The sequence below is a fragment of the Neochlamydia sp. AcF65 genome, from assembly GCF_018342435.1.
GTDB lineage: Bacteria > Chlamydiota > Chlamydiia > Chlamydiales > Parachlamydiaceae > Neochlamydia.
Window position 1 is genome coordinate 1 of record NZ_JAEMUE010000068.1, and the last position, 21,833, is coordinate 21,833.

The window sequence follows — 21,833 nt, forward strand, 5'->3', positions numbered from 1 at the left end:
TGATAGGAGCGTTTGCTTAATTGGGAGCGGTATGAATTGAGAGGTTCCTGTACCGTTCTAAGAGAGGCTTGTGGGGAAGTTCCACAGGTCGACTCACCATATTGACCACTCACATACTAAAGCCTGACACCCTTTAAACCAATAGAATCTGCGAAAGGTTGTACCAGAACATCCAGCATGAATTTTATGCCATAACTTTTAGGAAGAAAGTGTTAAAAATGTTGAAGAATTACAAGAGGAAGTGGATTAATGGATGAATGATTATAATAATGAGAACACATACAGGAAAGTATTGTTTTGGCAAGATGCCTTTACAAGCATTCTTAGATACAAAACATCTTGCGCCAGAAAAGATGTTAGATAACGCGAGTTATCGGATAAGAAAATACTCTAAGACTGCTTCAAACCCTGACTTAAACTGTAAGCCAACTCATTAACTTTTGTTTTTCCGTACACGTAAATTGAATGCAGGGCTTACAGGGTTCATAAGCATAGGCCACTATTCCGCTGATTAAATTGACAAAAAAATTCCAAGGGCTGCGATGGCGATGATGTTCGATTTGACAAGAATTTTTCAATTTATTGTTAAGGCTTTCAATAATGTCCCGTTTCCTTAATAAAATCTTATCTACCAGTGACATTAGCTTGTTTTTCATGTTTTTTCTAAACCTAATAATAATTTCTAAGCCTTTGTCATAGAGCTTGATAAATAACTGGTGTGATATATATCCTTTATCAGCAAACATTTTGCCAAAAATATTTTTAGACAGATCAGGAACAGGAATACGATCATCCACATTTCCTGGCGTTAACATATAAGCAAGTATTTCCCCTTTATCGTTAATCACTAGATGGAGTTTGAATCCATAAAAGTACCCTGTAGAGGTTTTTCCTCTTTTTGCTATTTTTTAAAAACTCTATGGGAGTGGATGCGACGAGTATGGCATACTGTCAATAGAGTAGAATCGACAAACGAAATGCCTGTACATTCTCCTAAGCAAGCCTATGAATAAACAAAAGTAGGAAACAAACATGTTTTCATTAAAGTGATGAATTTATGATAGGAAAGGATATTAGGAAAGTATTTCTTTAGGGAGGGAATAACTTGCCGGATATAGTAATCTTTAAATGTTCTAAAGCTACTTCTATGAAACATGATGACAATAGTCATCGCTTCACTTAATGATAGTTTTGACCCTCTATTTCTTTTGTTGCTCTTTCCAGTCAGTAACTTGGGGTGGCTTTCAGCCAATATTTTATGCCATTCAACCTTAAATTGTTTACAAAAATCATCTACATCGCAAAGAATGGACATTAATAAATGGATATCTTTTTCAATCATTTTGACCTTCCAGCTTTAAGTTTTTTTTAGTACAAAAATACTTTTAAGCCATGTGAAGGTCTTTTTTTCAACTATTTCCTTATCCGATAACTCGCGTTAGATAAGTTACAATTGACAGAAAGAGCATCTACCAGGTAACCCATGCTTGTCAGGTCAAGTGCTCTCTAGGAGAGAAAAATCTGCCTGCAAAGTCCCTAATAATTCTATGCTTTTTATTTATTTTCGACTTGAGTTTTTTTCAAATCCATTAATTGTTCTAGAGTTTCGATCATCAAATTTGCAAGCATGGCTATATCAGTATTATGTAGTTTACCTGTTGCTTGCGCATGTGTTAAAATTTGGCTTTGTTTATTAATAAATTGATCAGAAAGAGAAAGCGTGTCTACTGTTTTAAATTTATTTGCGTTTGTTTTTATTTTATCATGTTCTGATTCCTCTTTACATTTCTTTTTTTCCTTTCTTTGTCTAGAGTGGTGTTTTTCTGCGGGTAAGGGAAAGGCGTCAGAGAGAGGAATAGGTAAAGGGAGGTCATCTTCAGGTAAAGAAGCTTCAATAATAACATAGGGATAGCGTTCTTCAAAAGGATTCGCTGGCGATAACTCCTCCCGTATAATTTGAATGCTTTCTTTAATATAAATATTTTGTTCTAAATGTGGGGATTCCCGAGTACTAAAGTGAAGCCTTCCTGCAATCACAATTACTTTATCGTAGGTATTAAGCCCTTCCTTAATAATTTTTATCATTGTAGTATTTCTGTGTTTGTTTACTTTTAAAGTCATTTCTAACGCTAATAAGTTCAATTCGTTTATGAAATTTTTGCAGGCCAAAACCAACTGTATCTCATGTGAAGCGTAAGCTTTTTTTATATTTGTTATAAATTCGTATCCTTTTAAATTATAAGATAATTTATTTAAAGATGTGTTAATAAATTCTTTAGAAAAAAACTTTTGAATTATAGGTTTCTCAAAGGTCTTCTCAATTAAAGCTTGCACAGCAGCTAAATTTTTATGGAATTCTAGCAAATTTTCTAGGCAAGGATTTTTTAGATAATTTATAAGTGTGTCACTAATGTAAAGATTTGCAGGCCAAACTGCTTTTCCAAAAAAGATATCCAAGGCTTTTGTCGAGGGGTCTTGGTCCCAACAAGCAATCTTTACTTGCTCTCCTAGCTTAGCTAAACTCCAATCCGAGCACCTGGCTTCACTTTCACTCAATAGGAAGAGAGTTGTGCCTCCATGGTTAAAATGATACTCTACGATGCTCCTTACAAGCTCGCTAATTTCGTTCGCCTTACTTTCATGGGTTTCACCAATCATGATTACTCTGGCGAGGCTAATCTTTTTCACCTCTGGTGTGAAATGCGGTTGCTTTAGGGGATTAAGCTCTTCATCTATATTATCTCTCGCAAATTTAAAGTGATACAATCTACTTATTAAGATTTCCTTTCCATCTGTAAAAGGGTTATTTTGCATTATTTTATCCTTAATTACAAAATTTAATCGAATTATAAATTAATTTTATAATAATGATAATTTAATTTAAATATTATAATGTTTATTCTAGTTAATTATATTATAATTTAGTAAATGTCTTGAAAAATTTATTATTTAAATTATTGTTGGAATATAAATAATTTATAAATTTTATTAAATGTTATAGCAAAAAAGAAAAATGCTTTATTCGGCCTATAAAACTATTCCGCTGATTAAATTAGAATTCTTTCGAAACTGTAATAAAATGCAAATTTTAGTAAAATGGTGACTCAATATTTAAAGGAGGCCCATGAAGTTTGATAAGATAGAGAAATTAGATGATGAGCGATTTCGACGTTTGACAGGGGTCAAGTGTACCACCTTTGATAAGATGGTGCAAATTTTACAGCAAGCCGATAAGGCCACGAAGATTAAAGGTGGGCGTAAATATAAACTAAGTCTAGGAAACATGTTGTTGATGGCATTGGAATATATGCGCGAATATAGGACCTATTTTCATATTAGCCAAAGCTATGGAGTTAGTGAAAGCTCAGCTTATAAAGCGGTGAAGTGGATTGAAGATACCTTAATCAAGCATCCAGATTTTGCTTTACCGGGACGTAAAGAACTATTGAAAAGCGATGCGGAATATGAGGTTATCTTAATTGATGCTACAGAAACGCCTATTGAGCGCCCTAAAAAAACAAAAGCGCCATTATGCAGGGAAAAAGAAAAAACACACCCTAAAGACGCAGCTTGTAGTCGATAAAAAAAGCAAGAAAGTGATTTGCACTTCCTATGGTAATGGTAAAAAGCATGATTTTAGGTTATTTAAAGAATCCCAAGTCAAAATCCATCCACAAATAAAAGTGTTAATTGATTCAGGTTATCAAGGATTAAAAAAGCTGCATATTCAAACACAGATGCCTAAGAAAAAGAGTAAGAAATATCCTCTAACTAACGAGGACAAAAAAGCAAATTAAAGCTTATCAAGAGAAAGAGTTGCTAAGGATAATGTAATTGGCCTTCTCAAACGATTTAAAATCATAGCCGATCGATATAGAAATAGACGTAAAAGATTTGCGCTTCGCTTCAACTTAATTGCAGCAATCTATAACTGGGAATTAAATGAGTGAGTTTCGAAAGAGGTCTCTTGAGGAATTTAAACTGGTGAGGCATATTTTTTTAAGAAGGAGAAGACGTATATCAGGAAAATTTGAAAGACTTACAGATACTCAATGGAGAATCTTAAAATCACTATTGCCGCGGAGCTGTCAAAAAAAAATTTAAAGGAAAAACCTCATACTCCCTAGAGAAAGATTTGTAATAGCTTATTTTGGATTTTGATTACCGGCTCATGTGGGTGTGATCTCCCTAAAGGACCGAATTGGGGATCAAGATCTACTACTCATCGGTGGCTAAGTAAATGGCAAAAAGATGGAACTTTAGATAGCTTGCTATCGGCATTAAAAGGATGCGCGGATATGGCGGGAATGATTAATTGGGAAAGACTAGCCATTGATGGTTTTTTCTCATGAGGAAAAGGAGGCTGAGATATTTATGCTAGCTGATAACCATTTTACCACTCTTCCGGCAGAGAGAGGGCGTTTATTTCATTCGCACTATCTTTCTTTAAACGATAACCAGCTCACCTCTCTTCCTTCAGAAATAGAGCATTCACATAAATGGTTATACCTTGGATACTAGGAAATCCGCTGAAGAATCTCATAGAAAAGATATCTTGGCTATAATAATTATTTTTTAGGCCGGAGCTGAAAAAAGTTTGTATCTTCATTGTCTAGTTCGTCAGAGTAAAAAGTTATAGAGGCGCAAAAGATGTCGTAATTATAGAATTTAAGGCAAAACGCAAAAAAAGCGGGATTTTCTTAAAGTAGTAAAAAAATTATAGCCTTTACCTTAAATTGCATACCTTTTTATTACCTCTTCATAGAATGGCTAATCACCATAAAAAGTTGCAGATTATCCAGAAAAAAGAGTGCTACAGTAAGCGGTCACGGGATATAAAAGGTTTCTTAGATAACAGAAGGGATAGGTTGCTTGGTACGAGCTGCATAGATAGCATCTGCTAGAAAATCTAGAATAGATTTTCCTTGTCGATAAAGAGTTTCTATACAGCTATGCACCACTTCCCTCCACCTTTTGCCATAGATAGATTGGCTACCTAGACATAACTTACGTACAATGACTAGATTTCTTAAAGATTCTTCGGCAGCATTATTGGTCATAGGAATAGCAGGATCTTTCAAGTAAGCACGGAAATGTTCGATCTGCTTTAAAAGCTTGTGGCAAAACTTCCGCAACTTCTTGGTGCTACTCCAGCACTGCAGTTCTTGCAATTCTTCTTGTATATAACGCCAGTTAAGATATCCATACTGCTGCCAAGTAGATTGGCTGATTTGTCCTTTTTCTAGGCGATGCTTATCTTTAAAAAGCTCTTGCAAGGTATCATATAGGTGTCCTAAGCGCTGTGTATCCTCTAAAGATATATTGGGCTGTTCTGCTTGTCCTTGTATGTTACGGAGCAGATGAGCTAGACAATACTGTTTGATCTTTACCTTAATTTGATGGATAGCTAAACCTCGATCGCTGACTAAGCAATGAATCTCCTGGCCGGCTAGTGCCTTTAGAGTAGCGCCATTTTGATAGGGTCTTAATGCATAAGCAATCACATTTCCTACACGTAGTACTAGCAAATGCTCGTTAGTAGCGGCATGACGCCAGCTTGTCGCATCTAGATGCAAGGGCTGCTTTGTAGTAATAGCTGCTTTAACGAGTGTTTCATAAGACGAAAAAAGCAAAGCAGCGGTGCGAGCTTTAACTTTAGAAATAAAACCTTGGCTTAAAACCACGCTAGGCAATAAAGCACTAATCATGGTACGCACAGCTCTGTGCCCTTGCCGATATTGCCCCATCAGCAGATTAATAAAGCCTTCCAGCCTAGGACCGAGCAAGAATTGCTCATTTTCTTTAAGTTCAGGCCGTGTTTCTAGATGGCAGCAAGGGCATCTGCTCGTCACTAAATCGATTTGATGCACCAAAGGTTTAATTTCAGGAAGCTCGATCTGCTGTCATGAAAAAAGCTTATCAGTGGCATGCATAGCAGAGTGGCAGTGTAGGCAACTTTTTACACTACGAACTTCATGCGAGGTAACTACACTAGCAGGTAGCAGTTGACGGCTAGCACCAGGATGATAAGGTCGATTTCCTGCTTTAGGTAATGATGAACGATTAGCTTTTTGATCTGTCGATGGTGGCTTGGAGCTATTCTTAGAATTTTGATTGAGCTGCTCTTCCAACTGAGCCATGCGCGCTTCAAGCTTGGTAATTACCTTTTCTAATTTATTTACCAACGCTTTTAACTGCGCATTTTCAGCTCGAAGCTAGGCATTTTCAGCTCTTAGCTGGATAATCTCAGCCCTTAGCTCTGCATTCTCTTTAAATAGTTGCTCGTATGAGGGTTGCATACTACTCAATATATGATTAAGTAAATATAAACTCTAGAAATTATTTTATTTATCACAAAGTAATTGATAGCCCCCGTGACCGCTTACGTGCTATCGGATTATTCTTAAAAGCTTTAAGGTTTTCTTTACTTTTTATTTCATAATATTTGAAATATACAGAGAAATCACAAAATTTAGGAATATTGGAGGGTCTTAAATCAGTTTTCTTCTTAAAAACTTCTCTTTTTCTATATAAAGGGTTGCGTAAAAACAGTCTGCACGCTAGGATATCTGTTTAATCAGCGTATTTATGGAAAGATGGCTGAGTGGCCGAAAGCACGTCCCTGCTAAGGACGCATACCTCTCAAGGGTATCGAGGGTTCGAATCCCTCTCTTTCCGTAGTTAACTTAAGGCTATGCAAGCTAACGAGGCTTGTGATAGATCTTACTCTTATTTTATTTATCGGAAGAGATAGTTAAGCTAGTCTTCCGAGCTCTTTTCATCCCATATTTTCCTAGTAAGGTGAGCACGTAAGTTAAGCCTGCCACTAGCGCAATCGTCGCTCCGCCGGGCCAATCCATATAAAAAGCTGCTTGCATTCCGAAAAAGCAAAATCCTATGCTGATACAAATCGCAATGGCCATCATTCGAGAAAGCCTAGTTGTGAATAGATTGGCAATCGCAGCGGGGATTGTAAGCATGGTCATCACTAAAATAATACCCACCACTTGAATCAAAAGGACAATGGAAACAGCCGTTAACACAAGTAATAAAAGATAAAGTGAATTAACAGAGATACCTTGGAGCTGAGCTTGTTCTTCATCAAAACAAATGGCTAAAAAGCGTTTATGTAGGCAAAGCACTGTTAAAAAAATGACGATATCTAAAATAAGCAAGATTTTTAGATCAGTAGGGGTGACCCATAAGATATTTCCAATGAGAAAATTGGTGAGCTCAACATTAAAACCAGGGGTTTGGGAAATAAATAGAATCCCTACCGCCATCCCTATCGACCAAATGGCAGCAATGACAGTGTCCTCACGTTGGCGATAATGAAGATGAATCCATCCGATGAGCAAAGAAGAAGCTATGGCTGCAATAAGAGCACCTAGCAAAGGCGAGGCCCCTACCACGCCTTTAGCCCTTTCTAACCATAAGCAAATACCTATCCCACTAAGAACTGCATGCGAGATGCTGCCACAAATAAAAATAATTCTTTTTACTACCACGTAAGAGCCTATAATTCCGCTCACAAATGAAGCTGCTATCCCAGCTAATATAGCTGCTAGTAAAAGCGGATTGGTATGTAAGGCGTCAAAAAAAGAGGTCATTGAATTTCTCGCTTTAACTGAATCAAAGGTGAATGGTAAAGACCCATAGCAAAATGTTCACAAACTTCTTCTGGCTTTAACAATAAAGCTGTGTTTTGGACGAGAAGAACCTGTTTTACTTGTTCGATCGCAGTGTTTAAATCATGGGTTACCATAAGAATAGTCATTTTTTGGCGAAGGCTGTCTAAAATATCATAAATATCAGCTTCTGCTTGTGAATCCACATGAGCTGTCGGTTCGTCTAACAGCAGGAGCTGCGGATCTGAGATCAAAGCTCTAGCAATCAATACTCGCTGAGCTTGCCCACCAGATAATGTACCAAAAGGTTTGTTATGAAAGTTGGGCAACTTTACGCGATTTAAAGCTTCTTTAGCAGCTTCTTTATCAGCTGAAGAGAACTTTCCATACCAGGGGAGCCTAGAGAGGCGCCCAGCTAAAACCACTTCTAAAACAGAAATGGGAAACTCGCGATCATAACGATGTGTTTGAGGGACATAGGCAATTTGATGGCGAGAGGATTGAGGCGGTGATCCTAAAATTTCTATTTTACCAGAAGAGGGTTTTAAAAATCCCATCAACAGCTTAAGAAGAGTGGTTTTACCCCCGCCGTTAGGTCCTATAATACCAATGAAATCATTCGACTCAATAGTTAAATGGATGTCAGTAAGCACGGGCGTTTCGGCGTAGGCGAAATTGAGATGATCTATATGGATAACAGGAGGCATCAAGAAAAGCCTTTAGACTAAATTTAATGGTTTTTTATATTAAAGTCTTTAGAATTAATTTGTCCATCTATCTCTGAAGCCCTGAAAATTAGCTAATATTCTTGAGCCTTCCTGATAAGAAGATTAGACGATTTCTATCAATTTTAAGTGCTAGGTTTTTTGATTGATTGTTAAAAGGGTTTTTTTAGAGGTGCCTCTGCTCACAACAAATTTTAAGAAGGAAAAAGGTACAGGATAAGGAACAAAAATTCCTCAGCAAATTAGGTGCATACACCCAGCTTTGGGTGAGCAGGCAAAATTTCAGTTAGGTGGTCAATTGTAGGGCGGGAAAAGTTGATCTACTTTCTTCTTGTAGGTTATTCGATAGGGAATAAAGAAAACATGGTAAAAGCTTAAGCTACTCATACATTCAAGAAAGACATGAGGTAAGCTTTAAGATAAAGAATATTTGCCAAAGCTTCTCTTAAGCATAAGAAAAAATGGGGCAAATTTCTTTTAAGAGGCCCCAAAAGCTTTAGCAATATCTCGCATGCTCTCAAAGTAATTTTCAGCATAAGGATTTAGATTAACTAGGCGAGCACCTAATTGGGCAGCGATCAATTTGGCCCCTTTACTACTGTATTGAACTTGCACGAAAATAGTTTTTATATGATGGCTTTGAGCCTCTTTAATCAATCGAGTAAGCTGTTGAGGGGTAGGATCTTTCCCTTCAAACTCAATGGAGAGCTGTCGGCAATTATATTCGCGACAAAAATAAGCATAAGCTGGGTGAGAGACCATTAGCACAGGATTATGAGGCTTACTTAAAAGAGTATGAATCTCCTGATGGAGGTGATCGAGCTCTTGATGAAAGTGAGCTAAATTGTCTTGATATAGCGAGGCATTCTCTGGATAGGTTTTGATTAAGGCTTTTGCAATAGTGCTAGCTTGAATTTTAGCTTGAATGGGGCTTAGCCAATAATGAAGATCATAGCTATTTTCTTGAGAGTGACAGCAACGGTGAGGATGTTTGCTCTCATAAGAAATAAGATCAAGATTTTGCCTTAAATCGATCAATTGCATGCGTGGATTATAGCTTTTTAAGGCTGACTTAACTTTTGGCTCAAATCCTTCTCCTACGTAAAACCAAAGATCAGCTTTAGTAGCCTCTAGCATCTGTTTAGGCGTCGGCTCATAAGTATGAGCGCTAGCGCCCGCAGGCACCATAACTCCTACTTGAAGAGTAGGCCCAGCAAGCTTTTCTACAAAAAATTTGTGAGGAGCTACACTCACTAGCACATAATGAGAGCGCGCTGAATTTTCACTAGAAAACATCGGATGGGATAGCGAAAAAAAAGAGAGGAAAATAGTGAAAAATATTAAATGTTTTTTAAAGCTTATCATCATAAATAATAGTTATAAGATAAATAATTTACCTCTACTATGCTGAGAATTAAGAATTAAAGCAAGTAATTAAAATATAAATAAAGATTTTAAAAAAAAGTTTATAAACGTTTTCTCATGTAGCAATGAATGCAATTTGCTAATGAAAAAAAACGAAAGATCAAACGATTAAAGTTTTTTATTCTTGCAACTTATTTTAAAGATGGATTAATCTACTGCAGATTCCTTAATCTTGGAGAGGTGTCCGAGTGGCTTAAGGAGCACGCTTGGAAAGCGTGTGTACGCTTTTAAACGTACCGTGGGTTCGAATCCCACCCTCTCCGTCCTATTTACTGAGTAAATTTTTCTTTTTTACTTCAGCAAAAGGCAGATAAAGCTTTAAAGCGTTGCATTTGGCGGGCTTTTCAGAAGAAGACATGAATTTTAGACTCCTCCATCTGCTTTGCTTTCTCTTTATATTTGGCTTAAGCTTTTTTCACACTTTGTCCTTCTTTCACCTTCAACGAAGGCGTGGTAAAATGCATTAATTTTTTGAGCTTATCCAACTTAAAATTTCATACGTTTTTAAGAATGCAAAACGCTATTCTAGACAAACCTTTTTTCATCATATAAGAGCTATCCTAATAATCATAAGGCCTGCCCAATGCACTTGGACCTTGCCTCAAGAGAAATACAATCTTGCTTTAAGTTTAAATAGGGGAGGATTTGCTAATTCTGATAGACAAACCCAATAAAGCAGCTTCTATGGGTATTCGCAGGATCTTTCTAGCTCCTTACCTGGGGTAAGGGGCTATGGTTTATAATAGGAAAACCTGGGAGAAAAATCGCCACTTTTTAAACCTTACTCCTTTAGGTGCAAGAAGGCCTTTGATTTTCGCTTTTAATGCCAATGTAAATATCGAGTATTGCATTCTGATGATTGCTTGCACGATCATCGTAAATTTCAAAATCAGCCAAATATTCTCTTTCCCCACCCAAATCCTGAGCGGACATCGACCAAATTTCTTGCCACATATTAATGCATAGGGAAGGTAGGGTACCTGGATTGCTTGTAAATTTTACGTAATTTCGAGCAGGTATAACAAGGGCGGAAAATCCTTCAGCCATTTCAGCGAATTTGCTGACTTCTTCACCAATAAAATAAGTATAGTCTCCTTTAAGATCAGATTCATAATCGGTATAAACGCAATAGGTTATACCTGGTTTTGCGCGATAAAGAATTTTTTCTGAGCATGCACCTTGGAAGTAGGTTTGGATTGTTGAGCTAATTTTAGCAGAGGATGGGTCCTTCTCCAATGAATTGTTAGTGCGGCTTGTAATGCCCACCAGTTTAATTTCTGGTAATTGTATTATCGTTTTGAGCATGAGCTAAATTCCTTTAAGATCACCAAAGTTTTAGTTAAGCCCTCTAGATTTTTGAGGCAGTAAATATTGAAATGCCTCTTTTCCTAGCTAAGCTAAAGGGGTCAATTTATTATTTTTCTCTTCACACTTTAGCTAGGAGATTTAAATGTAGAAAATATTATATAGAAACTCTCTCACGAAGAATAGAAAAAAAGCTTCCCTACTCTTTTCTATTTTTTCAAAGCTTGTGAATCTTTTAGCTTAATCCCTTATAGCTAAGCTTTTATCCTAGGGATCCTTTATTTTTCTTTGGAAATTGACCTTAATTTTAATGCAATTGGTTTAAAGCATGCATAACAGCTTCTCTTGTTGTATCTATTTGATGGTTAATCTGTGAGACACTATTATGGTTTGTAGCTAAGTTTTTCCAATGCACACTCCATATTTTAGCTAGCTGTTTAAGATTTTCTGGGACAGGGGAGGGGAGAAGGATAACAATGTCACTCATCATGGCAATATAATTCCATCCTTCAATAGCCTCTATTTTTGAATGCGTTTCTTTATATAAAGTGGTGTTAACAACAGCTTGCAGTCCTCCTAAGTTTTTGAGCATTTCAAAGCCTGCTTGGCGGGTGTTTCTATTTTTTTCTGTTTGCTCTAATCGCCAGGTGTTTACAGCTAAAGCAATGACGGCCACTATTAAGCTAATGATAGCTACCGCGTTGTTATATAATTGATGACGAAAGGTGGGCGATTTCATTTCTATCCTCAGCTTATTTTTAGTTTTTCATGCTATTGAATAAGTACACTAAACGCTTGCCTTAATCAAGCTATTTATTTATTAAAAGAAAAACATAAGTAGGTTGATAAGAGGAGCTAATATTTCTTTTGTGGAAATGAAAACCACTTTGGAGGATTTTTTTACAGATTGCATAGAGGGGAAGATGATGCTCAACCGGAGCATGAATGCTGGCGAAAACTTCTTGAAACTTTTTATAATAATTATTTTCTTCTTCCGAGAGCAAATTTTCATGCGATTTTGCTCTTTGGGGAATGCTCAGAGTTTCTTTAAAAATTAGGGCTCCTCCTACTTTTAAAAGAGCCTTAAGCTCTGGCAGCTTATCTAAAGAGAGATTAGTATAAATAATGTCAAATGTGCCCACATGACGTTCATACTTTTTTTGCAAGTTTATGTTTTGAAAAAGATTAGACTCACTAAAGCCACTAATGGTAATGTTTTTTTTCCCTTTGGATTTTAAAAGAGCCTCAATACTTAAATTTAGAAATTCTTTTTGCTCAGCTGCATACCCCAGGCCATATAATTGAACTTTCTCTGCAGGAAATTGAGGGGCTAATCTATTAAAATTAATCATCAGGATAGGTAGCAAAGCTGTAGCTGTGAGGCCTCCTATTTTAATTTCTTGAAAGCCCGAAGAATTTAGCGTTTTTAAGAGATGAGCAATTGTCAATATAACTGCCTCGAAACCCATTTCTTTAATTGCTTCCTTAGAAAAAAAATTAATTTTCTCACTTTTGGCGTGCTCAGAAGAAAGTACAGAGGCTTTAAAGGATAAGCTAGAAGAAGAAAGGTTTTTTCTAGGAGACTTAAAGTCATGCCATTCTCCACGGGATGGTGTCCCTTTAATTTTATAAGAAGAGAGAGGATTGTCCAAATCTCCCCGTCTTTGCATAAGGCCAAGGATAACCTCTGGGGAAAATCTCTGTAAACTCTCCCTGGGAAAGCGTGCAGCTTTTTCTTGACTAAGGGAAGAGACACTGGAAGGAGATCTCTCTGAAGAAATCGTAAGGGAACTCATTGCTAATCCTTAAAATAAAATGAATGATTGTTAAAGAGCTCTTTAATAAATATTAAAGCTATCGGCTTGCTTTCTTATTCTTCAAGAAATTTAGTGGGAAGCGGACTTTCCTGGTGCACTCTCTTAAAAAGCATTAAGATTAACTGCTTGCAAATAGATACACATTTTTCTTTTTTCTCTCCAGCAATATAAGCTTGGCTATCTAACTAAAATAGGGATTGCCAGTTTATATCCTTCTAAGAGAGCTTTTAATGGCATAAAAAATTTAAGAAAACTGTGCAGATTCTTTATTCCTATTGACAAAATCTTGGCAACGTATATATTTACTGGCACAATGAGAAATACATTGGATTTAAGATAAGTGCTTTTAGTTAAGGCTAGAAGAGAATAGGGAAACAGGTGTAAATCCTGTGCGGTAACGCCGCTGTAATGAGTGACGAAAGCTAAAATGCCACTGCTTTTATTAGTGGGAAGGCTGGCAAGTAGGATGATCTCAGAGTCAGAAGACCTGCTTATCTTTGCTCATCGCATCTTTTTTATAAAAGGTGAACTGTCTCGTTAAAGACAGGATGGGGAAAATAAAGAGTAATATTCTTTCTCTTTTTGGCCAATCTGCTCGGTCTATTTTCTCCCTTTCTTTAATTATTAAATCATGGGCTTATCATTCTAGATAGGATGGTAGACCTTAAGCTTATTTTTTTGGGAGTTTCCTATGCAGGCCTTGCATGAACCAATTTTATTAGAAAACAAAGAACGCTTTGTTTTATTTCCTATCAATCACCAAGATATTTGGCAGATGTATAAAAAAGCTGAAGCTAGCTTTTGGACTGCTGAAGAGATCGATCTGTCTACAGATGTACAGCACTGGGAGAAAAAACTTAATGAAAATGAAAGGCACTTTATCAAGCATATACTAGCTTTTTTTGCTGCTAGTGATGGAATTGTAAATGAAAACCTGGCCGTGAATTTTCTTAATGAAGTTCAATATCCTGAAGCAAGATGTTTTTATGGATTTCAAATCATGATCGAAAATATCCATTCTGAAACTTATTCTTTATTAATTGAAACCTATATTAAGGATTCGCAAGAGAAAAGCATGCTTTTTCATGCCTTAGATACCCTTCCTTGCGTAGCTAAAAAAGGAGAATGGGCCTTAAGGTGGATTTCTAAAGGGGGATTTGCTGAACGTTTAGTAGCTTTTGCTGCCGTCGAAGGTATCTTCTTTTCAGGAAGCTTTTGCTCAATTTTTTGGCTTAAAAAACGGGGTCTCATGCCAGGCTTAAGTTTTGCCAACGAATTAATTTCTAGAGACGAAGGCTTGCATTGCGATTTTGCTTGTTTAATCTATTCGCAACTTGCTCATAAACTATCCGAAGAACTTGTTAAAGAGATTATTGGAGATGCAGTTAAGATTGAAAAGGAATTTGTCATGGAGGCGTTACCTGTCAAACTGATTGGCATGAACGGAGATTTGATGTGCCAATATATCGAATTTGTAGCCGATCGATTATTAAATGCGCTGGGGTATTCTAAATTATATCACGTGAATAATCCTTTTGATTTCATGGAACTTATATCTCTGCAGGGTAAAACTAATTTCTTTGAAAAAAGGGTTTCTGAATATCAGAAACCAGGTGTGATGTCGACTCAAAGAAATCATGAGTTTACTCTAAATGAAGAATTTTAAAGGGGGTGGTATGTTTGTAATTAAGCGCGATGGAAGAAAAGAGGCTATGAAGTTTGACAAAATTACAGCTCGGCTTCAAAAGTTATGCTATGCCCTAGATGCTAAGCATATTAATCCTGTGCTGGTAGCTAGACGTGTCATCGAAGGTGTTTTTGATGGTGTAACTACCAGTGAACTAGATAATCTAGCTGCTGAAGTGGCGGCAACGTTAACGGCTAACCACCCTGATTATGCGATTTTAGCGGCTAGAATCTCGATTTCTAATTTGCATAAAAATACCAGCAAATCGTTTTCTGAGACTATTAAAGCCCTCTATTTGTATGTAGATCCCAAAAGTGGTAAACATGCCCCTCTCATTGCCGAAGATGTCTATGAGATTATCCAACAGCATGCAGAGCTCTTAGACTCTACTCTCATCTATGATCGAGATTTTTTGTACGATTACTTTGGATTTAAAACTTTAGAAAAAGCTTATTTACTAAAAATGCAAGGTAAAGTAGTGGAAAGACCTCAGCATATGTTAATGCGGGTAGCAATAGGCATTCATAAAGGAGATATTGAGGCTGCTATGGAAACCTATCATCTGATGAGCGATCGATGGTTCACTCAGGCAACCCCAACCCTTTTCAATGCTGGTACACCAGCTCCCCAGCTCTCTTCTTGTTTTCTACTACAAATGAAAGAAGATAGTATTGACGGGATTTTCGATACCCTTAAACAGTGTGCTAAAATCTCTCGAGCTGCAGGAGGCATAGGCTTAAGCATCCATGGTATACGCGCGACAGGCTCTTACATCCGTGGAACAGGGGGTATCTCCAATGGTGTCATTCCGATGCTTAAAGTGTTTAATGATGCTGCTCGCTATGTAGATCAAGGAGGAGGAAAGCGTAAAGGCTCTTTTGCCGTTTATCTAGAACCTTGGCACGCTGATATTTTTGAATTCTTAGATTTAAGGAAAAATCAAGGGAAGGAAGAAATGCGGGCGCGGGATCTCTTTACAGCGCTTTGGATTCCCGACCTTTTTATGCAGCGCGTGGAGGCTAACCAAGCTTGGTCTTTGTTTTGTCCTAATGAAGCAGCAGGTTTAGATGCCTGCTGGGGAGAGGAGTTTGAAAAACTTTATAAAAAGTATGAAAAAGAAGGGCGTGCCCGTAGAGTAATTAAAGCTCAAGAGCTCTGGTTTAAAATTCTGGAGGCACAAATTGAGACAGGCAGTCCTTACATGGTTTATAAGGATGCTTGTAATAGAAAATCGAATCAGCAACATCTAGGGACTATTCAATCGAGTAACCTATGTACCGAAATTGTAGAGTACACAGCTCCAGACGAGGTAGCCGTGTGTAATCTGGCTTCTTTAGCTTTGCCACGTTTCATCAAAGACGGACAGTTTGATTACCCTAAGCTATTTGAAGTTACCCAAGTGGTCACGCGGAATCTAAACAAAATTATTGATGTCAACTATTATCCTGTAGCGGAAGCTGAGTATTCTAACCTCCGTCACCGCCCCATTGGTATTGGGGTACAGGGCTTGGCAGATGTGTTTTTAATATTAAAAATACCTTTTGAGTCTCAGGAGGCTAAGCAATTAAATCGCGAGATTTTTGAGACCATCTATTTTGCTGCCTTAACAGCCTCAAAAGACCTGGCTAAAATTCATGGGGCTTATTCAACTTATGAAGGCTCTCCTATGTCTAAAGGAATCTTTCAATATGATATGTGGAATGTGGTTCCAGGAAAACGTTGGGATTGGCCCTCTCTTAAAGCTGAAGTGGCATTATATGGAGTAAGAAATTCACTTTTAGTAGCCCCTATGCCCACAGCTTCTACTTCGCAGATCCTTGGGAATAATGAATGCTTTGAACCCTATACTTCCAATTTGTATACACGCCGTGTGCTATCGGGAGAATTTATCGTGGTGAACAAACATCTATTAAAAGATTTGATCCATCTAGGTTTATGGAGTGAAGAGCTTAAAAATCAGCTGATCGCTGCTAATGGTTCTGTACAAGGTATTAAAGAAATTCCTGAAAATATTAAGGAGCTTTATAAGACAGCTTGGGAGATCAAGCAAAAAACATTAGTAGAAATGGCGGCAGAGCGTGGACCCTTTATTTGCCAATCTCAGTCGCTAAACTTATTTGTACAGAATCCTACCTTTGCCAAACTGACCTCTATGCATTTTTATGGATGGAAATGTGGCTTAAAGACAGGCATGTACTATTTAAGAACTCAAGCGGCTGTGGATGCAATTAAATTTACTTTAGAAGCCAAGCCTTTTGCGGCTTGTAGTGCAAATAACAAAGAAGAATGCCTATCTTGCAGTGCTTAAGTTAAATAAGGATTAAGATGCTTAAATAAGGCTCGCTTGATGTTGAAAAGAAGGGCTAAAGAATCTTGTATTGGCATTTCTTTTTTGTGAAATTTAAAAAAGCGGAGTTTCCTGACAATCCTCTAAGAATTTTAGCTTTGATCTTGCGGATCTTTTTCTCTTGGAAATAGCTAGCTTTTAAGCTATTTCCAAGGAAAAACTTATAAAAATTAAGAAAAAATTCTGACGACTATCAAAATTTTAAGTTACAAGCTTTTGCATGAAACTAGGTATCCTTTTAAAAAAAGGCAAAAAGTTTAAAAATTATGCCAGATATTTTAACTATGCAATGAGCTTGTAAGTTAAACAAACGCAGGGCCATATAGAGCTGACTGCTCATCTCTTTTGCTCGCTTATTTCCCAAGCGGAAAAAGTGTTGCTCCTTAAAGGCTTTTTTACTTGACAGGTCACCTTTTCACTTAATAGCATGCAAATTTATGCTTAAGGAGAAGAGAACTTATGGATAGGATGATGGCGGATTTAGATAAAAAAACAAATAAAGCCAAAAACACCGCTTTAATACTTTCTAATGCCTCCGAAAGCCAAAAAAACCTGGCTTTAAGTGAAATATCCAAAGCTTTATCTGCTTACCTAGAAGAAATAAAGCAGGCTAATCTACAGGATCTTTCTCAGTCAGGTGAGGATAAAAAGAAATTTAGTGAACTTGGCTGCTTAGATCAGATGATAGAATGTATATCTGATATTAGAAGAATGCCTGATCTGAATGGAGAAATTTTTGATGATCAAACACTTTCCAATGGTTTGAAATTAGCAAAATATCGTGTTCCTATAGGTGTTTTAGGATATGTGTTAGATATTAACCCTGCTGCGATTATGAGGGTGGCAGCTCTAACTATCAAATCAGGAAATTCTTTAATCATTTGGGCGGGAAAAGAGATCAATAATACTTGCTGTTTTCTAGTTAAGATCATTCAAATGGGGTTGGAGGCTGCTGATTTACCTATCGAGAGCGTCCAACTCCTTCCATCTCATGATGAAGAGCAATTAAAAGATTTTATTCAATGTAAAAAAAGTGTAGATCTCGTTCTTTTAGCAGGGAGTGCCTCCCTTACATCTTTTTGCCAAAAAAATAGCCTTATTCCTCTTGTTTATGAGAATAAAAATGTGGGCCATCTTTATATTGATCTATTTCTCAATAGTGAGAAAGCACTTGACGTTATCACTAATGCTAAAATGCAAGAGGTAGAGGCTACCTATTCCCTCAGCACTTTGCTTGTCCATGAAGCTTTAGCAGATTCTTTTCTTCCTGCTCTTTTTAAAACCTTACTTGATAAAAACATTTCTCTGCGTTTAGATGGTAGATGTTGGAATCTGTGGGTCTCTTGTTCTTTAAATCCTGAAAATGCTCAGTTAGCAGTATCACAAGATTGGGATACAGCCTGGCATTCCAATGCTTTAAATATTAAGTTGGTTAAAGGCATGGAAGAGGCTATCGAACATATCCATTTGCATGGATCAGGAAGCTGTGATGGTATTCTTTCTGATCACCCCGTACATGCCATGCAATTTTCCTCTTTAGTAAGTTCTGAAGTTATTATGATTAATTCCTCTCTTCGTTTTTTAGATGAAACCCTAATGGGTGAAGAGCCAGAAACCTTAAATAATCTGCATAAGCTCCGCCTCCCAGGTCCTATTACCTTAAAAGAATTGATGAGCTATAAAAGGCTTGTCCAAGGTAATTATCATGTTTGTCAATAAGAATAAATGCTCTCTTCTAACCAGCAAATAAGCTTTTTCAATAATTTTCTATAATTTTTCTTACTAAAATATTTGTTTATTATAGGAAAAGCGTTAATATACAAGTAGAATTACCCCCAGGCATGGCCTGTAAATAAATAATTTCTCTTTTCCTAATAGGGAAAGAAAAATACAAGCTCTAAACTAGGCTAAGCATTAAGAGATTTGGTGACAAAAGCCTAATAAACATTTTGAGGAAACCATGAAAATTATCAATCGTCTTACAGTTTCTATAGTTGCCATTTTTGCTCTTCTCTATGTAGGCCATTGGTTCTACCGTGCCCAGCAAGCAAAAGAATTTGTTCTGGCTCATCTTAAAAACTATGAAAAACAATCATCGGGCTTCTATCGTTTAGAAACCGGGGATGTGTCCGTGCAAGGATTTCCTTTCAGCTACGAGGTCAAATTAAATAAACCTCGCTATATTTTACTTCAAGAAGGAAAAAAATCCCTGTCATCCCCAACTTTGGGTATCGACGGAACTTTGAAAATAGGAACGGATATATTAGGAAAATCTTACTGGCTAAAACAGGAAGGCGATCTGAAATATATAGCTCCAACTTCTAGTCAGACAAGTGCCAAAGAATACATATGTAAGGGCAATAGAGAAATAAAGTTAGAGACAGTTCATCCCCACTATTCTCATGCTTTTATCCATCCCTTTGCAGAGCTACCCAAAGGCTTTAATGCAGAAAATTTTTCTATTTACGAGATTTTAAGAGAATCGAAAAGGGTAAGCTATGAAGATCACGATTTTGTTTTATATGAAAAAAAGGGGGATGTTCAAACACAATGGCTAAGCTTTTCCAAAGGGGGGCTTCGCTGGAAGCAGCATCCAAATAAAAATAAAGAAAATAAATTTTTATTTAGCTTGGACATAGAAGATGCCGAGGCGGCAAATCAAGGTAAAGCTTTGCTAGAACATTTCAAGAAATTTATGGTGCTTAATACAGATGGGTTAGATATTCCTTCCTTTCTAAGCTCTGGAAAAAATACGTTTAATTTAGAGTTTGAGGCTAGCCTACCTCTTCATCTGGCTTTATGGAATTTTTTAAGTGCTGAGAATTTTGACATCACCCTTAATAAGTTGAATATAAAAAATCCATATGGCCAGCTTTTGGTCACTTCCAAGATCGCTCATACTCAGGAAGAGCATGATCATAGAAATCTTCATCTTGAATTTCGTACAGACTCTATCTTAACCCCCCAAGGCATAGAAGCTATACACCGGCAATTTATGGAAGGACTTAAGTTAAAGGCCTCTGAGACGGCCTCCTCTGCTTCAAAGCGAGAGAGCCAACTATTAGATGAGCTATTAAAATGCTGTAAGGATAGGTTAGAAGATATTATACCTGATTATGCCAAACTGGGTAAAAAGAGTTTTATCTTTGATGTGGATGTGAAGATTAGAGATGTTGTAAAGAAACCTTTTCTTCATCAAATAATTATCCATAACTTTGATTTAGATACCCAGCCCTATGGAATTAAATCTCATGGTCAAGCAGAGTTTATTGAAAGCCACCCTCAAGGTAAGTATGAGTTTGAATGGAAAAATTACAAACAAATGATTCACGACCTGGTCGCTTATTTTAATCGCATTCATCCTGTCTTGGAAAAAATCGCTGAATTTAACAAGCAACCTTTATCCTTAAGCATCATTGATGAGGATAAGGAAGCAAAAATTATAGATTTTTTTCGGAGCCTAGCAAATGAAGCTTCACAGGAAAGTGCAACTTTATCAGTGACTGTTAATTTTATGGAAAAAGACCATGTTAAAATTGGAAGTAGTTCGTTAGAGCAAGTGAAAGAGGCATGGGAAAAACTTAAGAAAAGCTTACAGAAACCTGAAGCTCCTGCTGCGGAGGAAGAACTTCCTTCTTCTATTATTATACCGCCTATTACGGAAGAGAACGCCCCTTCAATTATTCCCCAGCAGCCATCCTCTTCCTTAGAAAGTAAAGAAGAAGAAAATGCTTTATTCAATCATGAAAATCAGCCGTCTTTGCCTAATTTAGAACCCGAGGCTGCTGTACCTGAAAGGTAATTTTTTTGCCAAAGTGCCCTCCTCTGAAAGGGGGCCTTTTTTTCTATGGGCCATGCGTGTTTAAGAAAAAGTTCTTAAAACTGCATATAAATTTAAAAGTGAAAAAGCGTTTTTATCAACGATAATCTTTTACATTAATATAGATAAAAAAGCTTTTTAGATTAACTTTAAAAAGCTTTTTTATCTCATAGAAGAGAGTTTTTTTAAACTTCTCGCTCTTATAATTAAGCTAGCTATTGCTATGGCCAAGTCCGCTATACTTTAGAGTTCGGGATAGATTCCTTTTGAGGTTTAGCTCCCTGATTCTCTTCTTTTTTCTCTTTTAAGTAATCGTCATACCAATAGTAATTGTTTTCAGGATGAGCTGCATTATACTCCCGAACTTTTTCACATTTACGACAAACTGCTTCTTCACTGTGTGCATCTATAGGCCCACAAATAGCTATTATTCCTAGGATTAAAGTAAGTGTTTTATTTTCCACAATCAACCTCATGCATTTTTAATTTGCTAAATTACTGCCAGGTACCCATGATTGCACCAATCAAAATCAAATTCAAGAGTAAATATCCGGAATCTATCAAATAAGCCTTAAAAGGTTTCTTAGCCCATATGACGCCAGAGAAATGCGTCGTGGCAATAAATCCTAGCCAGATGAGAAAGCCTACAGCCATGCCATTTCCCATGCCTTTGATAGCAAAATTATGGAAGAACATATTCAAGACAAAGCATAAGGTAAAAGCTACCAGAAAAGCGCCTATAAAATGCCAAGGAGCTGGTTTTAAAAGCTCTGCATCAAAACCATGTTCTTTGGCCCAAGCATCTCCTAAAACTTTACGCGAATACCAAACAGAGGCTAAAAAGTTGTTAATCATCGTACATACCAGCACGACCCAAATATTTACGTTAGTAGGTTCCATAAAATTGTGCTCCTTTGGAATAAAATTTAAGTAATCATTGCTTCAATATTGTATAATGATATTTTATTTTTCAAATCTTTTTTAAAAGCTTAAACATAGAAAGATAAAAGAGCTAGGGGAAAGAGAGATGGTAATTCCTGCTGCTACAAAGGCATTTGATTATCCTCGTTGCCTAATCC

General features: G+C 36.9%; 16 protein-coding genes, 2 tRNA genes, 3 pseudogenes and 1 riboswitch. Of the genes and pseudogenes, 9 read left to right on the plus strand and 12 right to left on the minus strand.

Going from position 1 to position 21,833, the window contains the following annotated elements; genetic code table 11:
* Window positions 1-413: 413 nt before the first annotated feature.
* Together NEOC65_RS08195 and NEOC65_RS08200 are read right to left on the minus strand one after the other, a co-directional pair.
* Window positions 414-1,342, minus strand: a pseudogene (locus tag NEOC65_RS08195) (IS982 family transposase).
* A 212-nt stretch (window positions 1,343-1,554) separates the two neighbouring features.
* A complete protein-coding gene (locus tag NEOC65_RS08200; protein WP_213156230.1) occupies window positions 1,555-2,457 on the minus strand; it encodes a hypothetical protein in 903 nt (300 codons plus the stop codon).
* 667 nt (window positions 2,458-3,124) lie between these two features.
* On the opposite strand from NEOC65_RS08200, the pseudogene NEOC65_RS08205 reads away from it, so the two are divergent.
* The 3 genes and pseudogenes from NEOC65_RS08205 to NEOC65_RS08215 all read left to right on the plus strand — a co-directional run bounded on the left by NEOC65_RS08205 (window position 3,125) and on the right by NEOC65_RS08215 (window position 4,521).
* A pseudogene (locus NEOC65_RS08205) lies at window positions 3,125-3,950 on the plus strand (IS5 family transposase).
* 207 nt (window positions 3,951-4,157) lie between these two features.
* Window positions 4,158-4,352 (plus strand): hypothetical protein, encoded by a 195-nt coding sequence (locus NEOC65_RS08210; protein ID WP_213156231.1) that lies wholly within the window; start codon window positions 4,158-4,160, stop codon window positions 4,350-4,352.
* A 22-nt stretch (window positions 4,353-4,374) separates the two neighbouring features.
* Window positions 4,375-4,521: a hypothetical protein gene (locus NEOC65_RS08215; protein ID WP_166154499.1), complete on the plus strand. Its 147-nt coding sequence runs from the start codon at window positions 4,375-4,377 to the stop codon at window positions 4,519-4,521.
* A gap of 326 nt (window positions 4,522-4,847) precedes the next feature.
* Here NEOC65_RS08215 and NEOC65_RS08220 read toward each other — a convergent pair whose 3' ends face one another.
* Window positions 4,848-5,870, minus strand: coding sequence for an IS66 family transposase (locus NEOC65_RS08220; RefSeq protein ID WP_213156232.1), 1,023 nt, complete (start codon window positions 5,868-5,870; stop codon window positions 4,848-4,850).
* A gap of 33 nt (window positions 5,871-5,903) precedes the next feature.
* A pseudogene (locus tag NEOC65_RS08225) lies at window positions 5,904-6,197 on the minus strand (DUF6444 domain-containing protein); the annotation flags it as partial.
* A 393-nt stretch (window positions 6,198-6,590) separates the two neighbouring features.
* Here NEOC65_RS08225 and NEOC65_RS08230 point away from each other — a divergent pair.
* Window positions 6,591-6,678: transfer RNA gene (locus NEOC65_RS08230), tRNA-Ser, on the plus strand.
* Window positions 6,679-6,734: 56 nt separating this feature from the next.
* On the opposite strand, the gene NEOC65_RS08235 is transcribed toward NEOC65_RS08230, so the two are convergent.
* The 3 genes from NEOC65_RS08235 to NEOC65_RS08245 form a co-directional block, all read right to left on the minus strand.
* Window positions 6,735-7,610 (minus strand): metal ABC transporter permease, encoded by an 876-nt coding sequence (locus NEOC65_RS08235; protein WP_166154507.1) that lies wholly within the window; start codon window positions 7,608-7,610, stop codon window positions 6,735-6,737.
* Window positions 7,607-8,335: a metal ABC transporter ATP-binding protein gene (locus NEOC65_RS08240; protein ID WP_213156233.1), complete on the minus strand. Its 729-nt coding sequence runs from the start codon at window positions 8,333-8,335 to the stop codon at window positions 7,607-7,609. The genes NEOC65_RS08235 and NEOC65_RS08240 overlap by 4 nt, the downstream gene beginning before the upstream one ends.
* A 495-nt stretch (window positions 8,336-8,830) precedes the next feature.
* Window positions 8,831-9,607, minus strand: a complete 777-nt coding sequence (locus NEOC65_RS08245) for a metal ABC transporter solute-binding protein, Zn/Mn family (protein WP_166154511.1) — start codon at window positions 9,605-9,607, stop codon at window positions 8,831-8,833.
* Between the two features lie 345 nt (window positions 9,608-9,952).
* Here NEOC65_RS08245 and NEOC65_RS08250 point away from each other — a divergent pair.
* A tRNA-Ser gene (locus NEOC65_RS08250) sits at window positions 9,953-10,041 on the plus strand.
* A gap of 526 nt (window positions 10,042-10,567) precedes the next feature.
* On the opposite strand, the gene NEOC65_RS08255 is transcribed toward NEOC65_RS08250, so the two are convergent.
* The 3 genes from NEOC65_RS08255 to NEOC65_RS08265 all read right to left on the minus strand — a co-directional run bounded on the left by NEOC65_RS08255 (window position 10,568) and on the right by NEOC65_RS08265 (window position 12,879).
* Entirely contained in the window at window positions 10,568-11,083 is a 516-nt protein-coding gene (locus NEOC65_RS08255) for a GyrI-like domain-containing protein (protein ID WP_213156234.1), read from the minus strand.
* Between the two features lie 307 nt (window positions 11,084-11,390).
* Complete coding sequence (locus tag NEOC65_RS08260; RefSeq protein ID WP_166154515.1) at window positions 11,391-11,822, minus strand: hypothetical protein; 432 nt, start codon at window positions 11,820-11,822, stop codon at window positions 11,391-11,393.
* A gap of 70 nt (window positions 11,823-11,892) precedes the next feature.
* On the minus strand, window positions 11,893-12,879 hold the full coding sequence (locus NEOC65_RS08265; protein ID WP_213156235.1) for a hypothetical protein: 987 nt from the start codon (window positions 12,877-12,879) through the stop codon (window positions 11,893-11,895).
* Between the two features lie 342 nt (window positions 12,880-13,221).
* Window positions 13,222-13,409: riboswitch (cobalamin riboswitch) on the plus strand.
* A gap of 182 nt (window positions 13,410-13,591) precedes the next feature.
* Here NEOC65_RS08265 and NEOC65_RS08270 point away from each other — a divergent pair.
* The 4 genes from NEOC65_RS08270 (at window position 13,592) to NEOC65_RS08285 (ending at window position 20,736) form a co-directional block, all read left to right on the plus strand.
* Complete coding sequence (locus NEOC65_RS08270) at window positions 13,592-14,566, plus strand: ribonucleoside-diphosphate reductase small subunit (protein ID WP_166154519.1); 975 nt, start codon at window positions 13,592-13,594, stop codon at window positions 14,564-14,566.
* A gap of 10 nt (window positions 14,567-14,576) precedes the next feature.
* Complete coding sequence (locus NEOC65_RS08275; protein WP_213156236.1) at window positions 14,577-16,895, plus strand: ribonucleoside-diphosphate reductase subunit alpha; 2,319 nt, start codon at window positions 14,577-14,579, stop codon at window positions 16,893-16,895.
* A gap of 498 nt (window positions 16,896-17,393) precedes the next feature.
* On the plus strand, window positions 17,394-18,653 hold the full coding sequence (locus tag NEOC65_RS08280) for a glutamate-5-semialdehyde dehydrogenase (RefSeq protein ID WP_213156237.1): 1,260 nt from the start codon (window positions 17,394-17,396) through the stop codon (window positions 18,651-18,653).
* 241 nt (window positions 18,654-18,894) lie between these two features.
* Window positions 18,895-20,736 (plus strand): hypothetical protein, encoded by a 1,842-nt coding sequence (locus tag NEOC65_RS08285; protein WP_213156238.1) that lies wholly within the window; start codon window positions 18,895-18,897, stop codon window positions 20,734-20,736.
* Window positions 20,737-20,990: 254 nt separating this feature from the next.
* On the opposite strand, the gene NEOC65_RS08290 is transcribed toward NEOC65_RS08285, so the two are convergent.
* On the minus strand, window positions 20,991-21,218 hold the full coding sequence (locus tag NEOC65_RS08290) for a hypothetical protein (protein WP_166154527.1): 228 nt from the start codon (window positions 21,216-21,218) through the stop codon (window positions 20,991-20,993).
* A gap of 31 nt (window positions 21,219-21,249) precedes the next feature.
* Window positions 21,250-21,654, minus strand: coding sequence for a DUF1761 domain-containing protein (locus NEOC65_RS08295; RefSeq protein WP_166154529.1), 405 nt, complete (start codon window positions 21,652-21,654; stop codon window positions 21,250-21,252).
* Between the last annotated feature and the right edge of the window lie 179 nt (window positions 21,655-21,833).

Coding starts and splice junctions, on each gene's coding strand:
- NEOC65_RS08285 (WP_213156238.1), top strand. CDS start 18,895: ATGAAAATTATCAATCGTCTTACAGTTTCTATAGTTGCCATTTTTGCT.
- NEOC65_RS08260 (WP_166154515.1), bottom strand. CDS start 11,822: ATGAAATCGCCCACCTTTCGTCATCAATTATATAACAACGCGGTAGCT.
- NEOC65_RS08265 (WP_213156235.1), bottom strand. CDS start 12,879: ATGAGTTCCCTTACGATTTCTTCAGAGAGATCTCCTTCCAGTGTCTCT.
- NEOC65_RS08255 (WP_213156234.1), bottom strand. CDS start 11,083: ATGCTCAAAACGATAATACAATTACCAGAAATTAAACTGGTGGGCATT.
- NEOC65_RS08295 (WP_166154529.1), bottom strand. CDS start 21,654: ATGGAACCTACTAACGTAAATATTTGGGTCGTGCTGGTATGTACGATG.
- NEOC65_RS08275 (WP_213156236.1), top strand. CDS start 14,577: ATGTTTGTAATTAAGCGCGATGGAAGAAAAGAGGCTATGAAGTTTGAC.
- NEOC65_RS08240 (WP_213156233.1), bottom strand. CDS start 8,335: ATGCCTCCTGTTATCCATATAGATCATCTCAATTTCGCCTACGCCGAA.
- NEOC65_RS08215 (WP_166154499.1), top strand. CDS start 4,375: ATGCTAGCTGATAACCATTTTACCACTCTTCCGGCAGAGAGAGGGCGT.
- NEOC65_RS08270 (WP_166154519.1), top strand. CDS start 13,592: ATGCAGGCCTTGCATGAACCAATTTTATTAGAAAACAAAGAACGCTTT.
- NEOC65_RS08235 (WP_166154507.1), bottom strand. CDS start 7,610: ATGACCTCTTTTTTTGACGCCTTACATACCAATCCGCTTTTACTAGCA.
- NEOC65_RS08280 (WP_213156237.1), top strand. CDS start 17,394: ATGGATAGGATGATGGCGGATTTAGATAAAAAAACAAATAAAGCCAAA.